The organism is Nonomuraea sp. K271 (assembly GCF_009908215.1).
GTDB classification, from domain to species: domain Bacteria; phylum Actinomycetota; class Actinomycetes; order Streptosporangiales; family Streptosporangiaceae; genus Nonomuraea; species Nonomuraea longispora.
Window position 1 is genome coordinate 1 of the sequence record NZ_JAAAHR010000398.1, and the last position, 643, is coordinate 643.

General features: G+C 71.9%; 1 protein-coding gene. It reads left to right on the top strand.

Annotated elements, in window-relative coordinates:
- Nucleotides 1-153 precede the first annotated feature (153 nt).
- Nucleotides 154-643 (top strand): M23 family metallopeptidase (locus GUY59_RS47165; RefSeq protein WP_161715162.1); only part of this gene is annotated, 490 nt, incomplete at its 3' end.

Consider the following 643-nt stretch of genomic DNA (forward strand, 5'->3'; position numbering starts at 1 on the left):
ACACTCAGCTGCCTCCCTTCCGCCCCCGGCACCCCAAGGGCCGTCACCACCGGCAACACCTCCACACCCCTCACCACCACCCCCGGCACCCCAGCGGCTCTCACCACCGTCCGGAGCACCCTGGCGGCCGTTGCCACCATCCGCGGTGCCGTGATGGCGCTGGTCCTGGCGGCCACTGTCATCGCCGTCCCAGCACCCGCAGCGGCACGAGCCTCACCGTCCACATGGCGCTGGCCGCTGGATGGTCACCCTCGCGTCATCCGCCGCTTCGCCCCACCACCTGAACCCTGGCTGGCCGGCCACCGAGGCGTCGACCTGGCCGCTCCGCCAGGCGCCCCGGTGCTCGCGGCAGGCGCGGGCACGGTCCGGTTCGCGGGCCCGGTGGGAGGAAGGGGCGTGGTCACGGTCGAGCACACGAGCGGCCTGCGCACGACGTACGTACCGGTCACCTCGTCCTTGACACAGGGCCAATCCATCGCGCAGGGCGCCAAGCTGGGCGTCCTCGAGTCACCGACCGATCACTGCCAGGAGCCATGCCTCCATTGGGGTCTCCTGCGCGGCACCCGCTACCTCGACCCTCTTCTCCTCCTGGGCCAAGCCCCCATCCGCCTTCTCCCTTTCTGGCAGGCGAGCCCCGAACACC